Genomic DNA, 7,115 nt, shown 5'->3' on the forward strand with positions numbered 1-7,115 from the left:
CCGAGGGAGCATGCCGACCGCCGCCAAGCTCGTTGCCGCCGCCCTGTTCGCCGCCCTCGCCTGGTGGGTGTCACAGATGGTCGAGCCGATGTTCCCCGAAGGTACCGACCTCGGTCGCTTCGCTGAATATAACGGCCTTATCGGTCTTGTGATCGGCTGGCGGGTGGCAGGAGCCCGGGCACGGACCACTTGGCCGAATGCCGTCGCGCACGGGCTGACTTCGGCCTTCGGCATGACGCTGATGGCGCTGTTCCTGCACAGCACCGCGCTGATGCTGAGCCAGTCATTTCGCAAGGTCTATGAAGGTCCGGTCGAAGCTGTCGTGGACGTGGTCCGCCTGATGGTCGGCAACGCCCATTTCGTCGTCACCCCCACGATCATGGCGACCCTGGTCGCAGGCGGGATCCTTGGCGGACTCGTGACCGAATGGGTGGCCCGGAACTACAGATGACCACGTTCTTCTTTTACGGCACGCTTCGCCACCGGCCGATGCTGGAACTCCTGTCGGGCGGCACTGGCACCGCCCAAGGCCAGGAAGCCGTGCTGCCCGGCCATCGGGTGCTTAGATCCACCGAAGGCGACCTGCCCATCCTGGTCCAGGATCCGGGGGCACAAACCAAAGGCACGGTCTGGACGCTGCCGCTCGACGCGCAGGAGCGGCTGGATGCTTATGAACTGCCCTTCGGCTATACCCGTCGCACCGTGACCGTGCGGGCCGGGGACCAGGACGTGCCGGCCGAGGCCTATTTCCCGCCGTCCTCGCTCGAGGCCGGGGCCGAGGACTGGTCCTTTGAGGGTTGGCTGCGCCATTCGCTCCCGTTGCCGATGCGCCGCGCCGCCGAGATCGCCGCACATGAGCCGCCTCTTGTGGGTGATTCGCTTCAGGAGCAGGGACCGATGATCGACCACCGCGCGGCGGCGTCGCTTCGCGCGACGGGAACCCCGACCGCATGGAGGCATCGTGCGTCGCCCGATGATTTCGCGCTGCGCAGGGTGCGGCCCCCCTCGGGCCAGTTCTTCCGATTCGAAGCGCTGGAAGTCGACCATCGCCGCTTCAACGGCGAACGGTCCGAAGCCCTGCCACGCGAGGTGATGGTGGGGGCGGACGCGGCGCTGGTGCTGCCCTACGACCCTGCCCGCGACCGCGTGCTGCTGGTCGAGCAGTTCCGCCCAGGCCCGGCCCGACGGGGTGACCCGCAGCCCTGGGTGCTGGAACCGGTCGCCGGCCTCGTCGACGCAGGCGAAACGCCGGAGGAGGCCGCGCGGCGCGAGGCCCGTGAAGAGGCGTCTCTGGAACTCACGGAACTCGTGCCGATGTTCGCGGGCTATGCCTCGCCAGGAAACGCGACGGATCATTTCTATGCCTATCTCGCGCTCTGCAATCTGCCGGACGACCATGCGACCTCTGGTGGCCTTGAGGCGGAGCACGAAGATCTCCGGCTGCATCTTGTGCCCTTCGATGAGGCTATGGCGCTGATCGAGACAGGCGAGTCGAATGCCATGCCGCTCATCTCCATGCTGCTCTGGCTCCATCGCTGGCGGGCCGGGCGGGGCTAGGCCGGTCCAAAAGGGGCGGTCGGGGCTCCCTTGAGTTGGCGCCCGCCGCCCCCTAGACAGGCGGGGCAACGAGAGGCCCGCCATGTCCCCCATCAAGTCCGACCTTGCCGCCGCCGTGGGCAACACGCCGCTGATCCGCCTTCGCCATGCCTCGGAGATGACTGGGTGCGAGATCCTCGGCAAGGCCGAGTTCATGAACCCCGGTCAATCGGTCAAGGATCGCGCCGCTCTCTACATCATTAAGGACGCCGTGGCGCGTGGCAAGCTGAGGCCGGGCGGGACCATCGTGGAGGGAACGGCCGGCAACACAGGGATCGGCTTGGCGCTCGTCGGCGCCTCCATGGGCTACAAGACGGTGATCGTCATTCCCGAGACCCAGAGCCAGGAAAAGAAAGACATGCTTCGTCTGGCAGGGGCCGATCTCGTGCAGGTGCCGGCGGCACCCTACAAGAACCCGAACAACTACGTTCGCTACTCCGGACGCCTTGCAGAGGAACTGGCACGAACCCTTCCGCAGGGAGCGATCTGGGCCAACCAGTTCGACAACACGGCCAATCGGCGGGCCCATGTCGAGGGCACGGGCCCCGAGATCTGGGAGCAGACCGGGGGCAGGGTGGACGGCTTCGTGTGTGCGGTCGGCACCGGCGGGACGCTCGCCGGGGTGGCCGAGGTGCTCCAGCCCAAGGGCGTGAAGATCGCGCTGGCCGACCCGGAGGGTGCGGCGCTTCACAGCTTCTACACCGAGGGCACCTTCGACATGCCGGGCTCATCGATCACCGAAGGAATTGGCCAGAGCCGGATCACGGCCAATCTCGACGGCCTCCAGCCAGATTTCAGTTACCGCATCCCCGATGCCGAGGCACTGCCGATCGTCTTTGACCTTTTAGAGCACGAAGGGCTGTGCCTGGGGGGGTCGTCCGGGATCAACGTCGCGGGGGCGATCCGCATGGCGCGCGACATGGGCCCTGGGCACACCATCGTGACCATCCTGTGCGATTACGGCACGCGTTACCAATCGAAGCTTTGGAATCCCGACTTTCTCCGCGAGAAGGGACTTCCGGTCCCAGGTTGGCTAGATCGTGCGCCAGCGTCCATTCCGGGGGTGTTCGAGGATTGATGCGAGCGGGGTGGGTCCTCGCGGCGGCGCTGCTTCTGGGGCTGGCTGACCCGTCCCGCGCTCAGGAAGCCGAGACGCCGCCCATTCCCGATGCGGAGGAGCCCGCGGGCCCTGAGGTCCTTACCGAGCAGGGAACCCCAGACTACGCGGCCTGGGCCGAGACGGCCGCACGCGCCGCAGCCTTATCCGAGTCCGGGCAGGGCTCCAGCTTTGCCCTGACGCGCCTGCGCGAGGAGATCGTGGGCTGGCGCGAGGTCTTTGCTGCGGCGCAGGCTGCCAACGCCGCCCGCATCGGTACCGTCGAGGCGCAGACCGCCGCCCTTGGACCTGCCCCCGCCGAGGGTGAGCCCTCTGAGGACGGCCGAGTCGCCGCGAGGCGGACGGCGCTGCTGGCCGAACTCGCGCGCCTGCGGGCGCCCGGGCTCCTCGCGCAAGAGGCTCATATCCACGCCGACGGCCTGATCGGCGAGATCGACGCCCTGACCCGCAGCCGGCAGGCAGCCGCGCTCCTGAACCGCGGCACGTCGCCGCTCGATCCCCGCATTTGGCCCGAGATGGTCGACGCAGTGGGCAGCCGTATCGTGGGGCTGAGCAAGGAAGTCACGACGTCGGTGCGCAGCGCGGCGCGGCGAGCCGTATTCGCCGCTAACTGGCCCCTGGCGGCAATGCTTCTGGTGATTGGGATGTTTCTCCTGACACGAGGGCGGGGCTGGGTGGTCGCGGCAGGTGCGCGATTCTCATCTGTCCGGTCGCGGGGCCGCTTCCGCGGGCCGCACGCGGCCAACATCGTGGATCTGGGTGTCTCGGTCGGCAACGTGCTGCTGCCACTTCTCGGGCTTCAGGTTCTCGCCTGGGCGATCGGGACAACGGGGCTTTTCGGCACCCGCGCCATGGCCCTAATTCATGCAGTGCCGCTGGCCGGGCTCTGCGTGATGGGCACTTCGTGGCTGGCAGGTCGCTTCTTCGCTCCGGAGCGGGTGAACCCACCGCCCTTCGACATCGCGCCGTCTATCCGCGATGATCTGGGCCGCTGGCTGCGACAAGCTGGCTGGGTCCTTGCGCTCAATGTCGCCGTGCGCGCCTTTCTGGCCGTGGGTGACATCCTGCCCGAAGTAAGGGCGGGTCTGCTCCTGCCGGTGGACGTCCTCCTGGCGCTGATCACCTTCCGCTTCGGCCGCTGCCTTGCCGCGACTGGCCTGTCCGCGGACGCCCCGAGTGAGGAAGAGGCAGTCACGTTCCGGCGCCGGATCCTGACCTTCCTGGGACGGACTATCGTGGTTCTCTCGGTCGTGTCGCCGATCCTGCTGTTGCTGGGGTTTCACCGAGCGGGCGCGGCCCTGCTTCTGCCGAGCATCGTTACCCTTGGACTCCTGGGATTGCTGATCCTGCTCCAATGGTTAGCCACCGACGTTTATGCGCTGCTCACGCGACGGGAGGATACGATCCGGGACGCGCTGTTGCCCGTGCTCGTGGGATTTGCGCTCTTCCTTCTGGCATTGCCCGTGCTCGCGCTGATCTGGGGCGCGCGGACCGAGGACCTGGCCGAAGCCTGGACGCGATTCCTCGGCGGATTCACGATCGGTGAAACTCAGCTTTCCCCGGGGCAGTTCGTCACCTTCGGGGCGGTCTTCGGGATCGGTTGGTTCCTCACCCGGCTTCTGCAGGCGATGCTGCGGTCCACCGTCCTGCCCAAGACCCGAATTGATCCGGGGGCGCAGAACGCCATCGTATCTGGGCTGGGCTACCTAGGGCTGACCTTGGCGGCGCTCCTCGCGGTGACGCTGGCGGGCCTGAACCTGTCCAACCTCGCCATCGTCGCCGGTGCCCTTTCGGTCGGCATCGGCTTCGGCCTTCAGAACATCGTGCAGAACTTCGTGTCAGGCATTATCCTTCTGATCGAGAGACCTTTCAATGAGGGCGACTGGATCGAGGTCGGACCGCGGATGGGTTACGTGCGCGACATCTCCGTACGCTCCACGCGGATCGAAACCTTTGATCGGACCGATGTGATCGTCCCCAATGCCGACCTGGTTTCTGGGCAGGTGGTGAACTGGACCCGCGGCAACCTCGTGGGGCGCATCATCCTGCCGGTCTCGGTGGGCTACGGCACCGATGTGGATCAGGTGACCCGCATCCTGCGCCAAGTGGCCGAGGCGAATCCGATGGTGCTTCTGTCGCCACCGCCGGCGGTGGTACTGGCGGGCTTCGGGCCGGACATTCTCAACTTCGAAATCCGAGCAATCATCCGCGACGTCAACTTCGGCACCACGACCCGAAGTGAGATCAACCAAGCGATCGCTAGGCGATTCCTAGAGGCCGGGATCCATACGGCTTCGCCTCCTGCGCCGCCGCCGCCCGCTCCGCCTAAGGCGGTGCCGGCCTGATGCAGGGGCCCGGGGCCAAGGATCAACCTTGCACGAGGGATGCGTTCAGCTCTGACGAGCAGCCGGATCGGGTGCGAAGATCAAGATTATCTCGGCCGACAGGATCGTTTCCCCTGTCCGGGATGCGATTGAGGAACCCGAGCTTGCTCGACAGACAAAGCAACGGCGTTCCGTGCAGAAGCGTGGATCATAGGACTGATATCCTTTCTGAATCACCGCATATCCATCTTGGCACACCGATGCCGGTAGAGGCAGTCACATCATCAGAACCGCTTACGGACACGTAGATGTGCGATTTTCGGCCGTTCCTTCCAAGCCCGTTAGGACCGGGCGCGCGTAGATGACCGACGCGTGCTCAGCAGGGCCATCTTCCAGAACTGTGACAGCCTGAACTGGCGTGACGTGCCCGCCGATACTCCTCTACAGACTGTGATTCCGCTGGAGTTGCATGGGCGAGTTTGTGCCGGTGCTGATCCTTCGAACGCCCGAGGACAGCGGGCCGACACTCTCGATCGACGCTACCCTTCTAAAGCCACACCGAACGGCCAGTAGTCTGAGAAGAAAAAGAGTTCCGGTAGCAAAGGCGACCGCCACTTGTATTGTCCGAAGGTGCGCCACTGTAGATGAGTTGCCGCTGCTTGTCGCCTCCGTGACAGGTCCACGCGCAAGTGCGGGCGGCAGAAGTCGTTGACGGGGCTCTTCATTCAGACCTAACGTGCCGTGATGACACTACGGCAGGTGCGCCTTGTTTTCGTTCACTGGTTTGCTCGTCCCGAAGTCAGCACCTGCTTCTCGCACGCCTGACTACTACCCCGCCCTCAACGGCTTGCGAGCCATCGCCGTTCTCGGTGTGGTCTTCACCCATTACTTTCCTCAAGAATATTGGCCGTTCGGCGTCCACTGGGGAAGCTACAGAGTACGGCTATTCTTCGTGATCAGCGGGTTCCTGATCACCCATTTGATCATGAGGGAGATCGGGTCCAAGACCACGCGGTCCTTCGACTTCTCAAGGTTCATGTGGAAGCGCCAGGCTCGCCTGTTCCCGGGCCTACTGGCATTTCTCGCGATCTGTCTGCTTCTGGACATCGATGGGCTACGCGAGACCTTCGGCTGGCATCTGCTCTATCTGAGCAACTTTCTTTTCACCGTTAAGCACGCTTGGGGAGGAACTGCGAGCCATCTCTGGTCGCTGGCAGTAGAGGTGCAGTTTTATATCATCTGGCCGCTGCTGATCCTGCTCGTTCGGCCTAATCGGCTGCCACTGCTTTTCGTCGGTGTTGTGGTAATCGGTCCCTTGTTCCGCTATCTGTGGTGGGCTGTCGGGCCGGGAGAGTTCGGCGCCTGGGTCCTGCCTCCGAGCTGCTTCGACTCCCTCGGGGTCGGCGCTCTCGTATCCCTGTCGAGCCGCAACTCATGGCGTCATCGCCTGGGCTGGATATCGGCAGCATTCGTGGGAGCGGCGCTGTTCTTCCTGCCGCCGACATTCTTCACGATGACGGCCGATCTGAAGATTACAGGGGCATCGCTCATCTTCGGTTGGTTGGTCTATGCCTGCGCGGGAGGCCACCCGCTGCCCTACCTGAAGGCACTGCTGTCGCTGCCGGTGCTCCAGTATCTTGGTCTGATCTCATATGGTATCTATCTGTATCATACCCTTGTGGCGAAGATCTTCGAGCGCCTCTTCGGTGAAGTCTTCAGCTTCGAGATCGATCGTGTGATCTGGGTCATGCTGACCATCGGTTTCGCAACTATGTCGTATTACTGGTGGGAAGCACCCGCCAACCGCCACCTCCGCAGCCTTCTCTCTCCGTCCCCGAGGAGAGATTCCCAACTCGCTATGCTTTCCGGGAAAGAGGGGGAACCGACCTGAGCAAGGGGTCGATCTGGTAGTTCTTGTCGGTTCTCCTTGAGAACGCCCGGTGAAACTAGCCTTTTTCCGGCAGTCCTCTATCGATTGGAAAATCAATCCATGAATCTGGGCCTGACCTAGGCTCAGGACCTGTAAGCGCTCTGGCGTTTCAGCGGCTTAGCTGATTCATCCGGCCCGACTTCGGAGG

The 7,115-nt window shown here is 64.2% G+C and carries 5 protein-coding genes; all 5 read left to right on the top strand.

Features of this window, described 5'->3' with window-relative positions:
- Positions 1-10: 10 nt before the first annotated feature.
- The 5 genes from FHG71_RS11865 (at position 11) to FHG71_RS11885 (ending at position 6,928) form a co-directional block, all read left to right on the top strand.
- The gene (locus tag FHG71_RS11865; protein ID WP_139081895.1) at positions 11-451 is read left to right on the top strand and encodes a TrgA family protein; all 441 of its coding nucleotides are present in this window, start codon (positions 11-13) and stop codon (positions 449-451) included.
- Entirely contained in the window at positions 448-1,557 is a 1,110-nt protein-coding gene (locus FHG71_RS11870; RefSeq protein ID WP_176559397.1) for an NUDIX domain-containing protein, read from the top strand. The genes FHG71_RS11865 and FHG71_RS11870 overlap by 4 nt, the downstream gene beginning before the upstream one ends.
- Positions 1,558-1,639: 82 nt before the next feature.
- Positions 1,640-2,674: a cysteine synthase A gene (locus FHG71_RS11875; protein ID WP_139081897.1), complete on the top strand. Its 1,035-nt coding sequence runs from the start codon at positions 1,640-1,642 to the stop codon at positions 2,672-2,674.
- Positions 2,674-5,058 (top strand): DUF3772 domain-containing protein, encoded by a 2,385-nt coding sequence (locus FHG71_RS11880; RefSeq protein ID WP_139081898.1) that lies wholly within the window; start codon positions 2,674-2,676, stop codon positions 5,056-5,058. The genes FHG71_RS11875 and FHG71_RS11880 overlap by 1 nt, the downstream gene beginning before the upstream one ends.
- A gap of 745 nt (positions 5,059-5,803) precedes the next feature.
- Positions 5,804-6,928, top strand: a complete 1,125-nt coding sequence (locus FHG71_RS11885) for an acyltransferase family protein (protein WP_139081899.1) — start codon at positions 5,804-5,806, stop codon at positions 6,926-6,928.
- The last annotated feature ends 187 nt before the right edge of the window (positions 6,929-7,115 follow it).

Source organism: Rubellimicrobium roseum, assembly GCF_006152145.1.
GTDB classification, from domain to species: Bacteria; Pseudomonadota; Alphaproteobacteria; order Rhodobacterales; family Rhodobacteraceae; genus Rubellimicrobium; species Rubellimicrobium roseum.

Excerpts from the sequence above, each read along its gene's own strand:
- FHG71_RS11880 (WP_139081898.1), top strand. The coding sequence starts at position 2,674 with ATGCGAGCGGGGTGGGTCCTCGCGGCGGCGCTGCTTCTGGGGCTGGCT.
- FHG71_RS11875 (WP_139081897.1), top strand. The coding sequence starts at position 1,640 with ATGTCCCCCATCAAGTCCGACCTTGCCGCCGCCGTGGGCAACACGCCG.
- FHG71_RS11865 (WP_139081895.1), top strand. The coding sequence starts at position 11 with ATGCCGACCGCCGCCAAGCTCGTTGCCGCCGCCCTGTTCGCCGCCCTC.
- FHG71_RS11870 (WP_176559397.1), top strand. The coding sequence starts at position 448 with ATGACCACGTTCTTCTTTTACGGCACGCTTCGCCACCGGCCGATGCTG.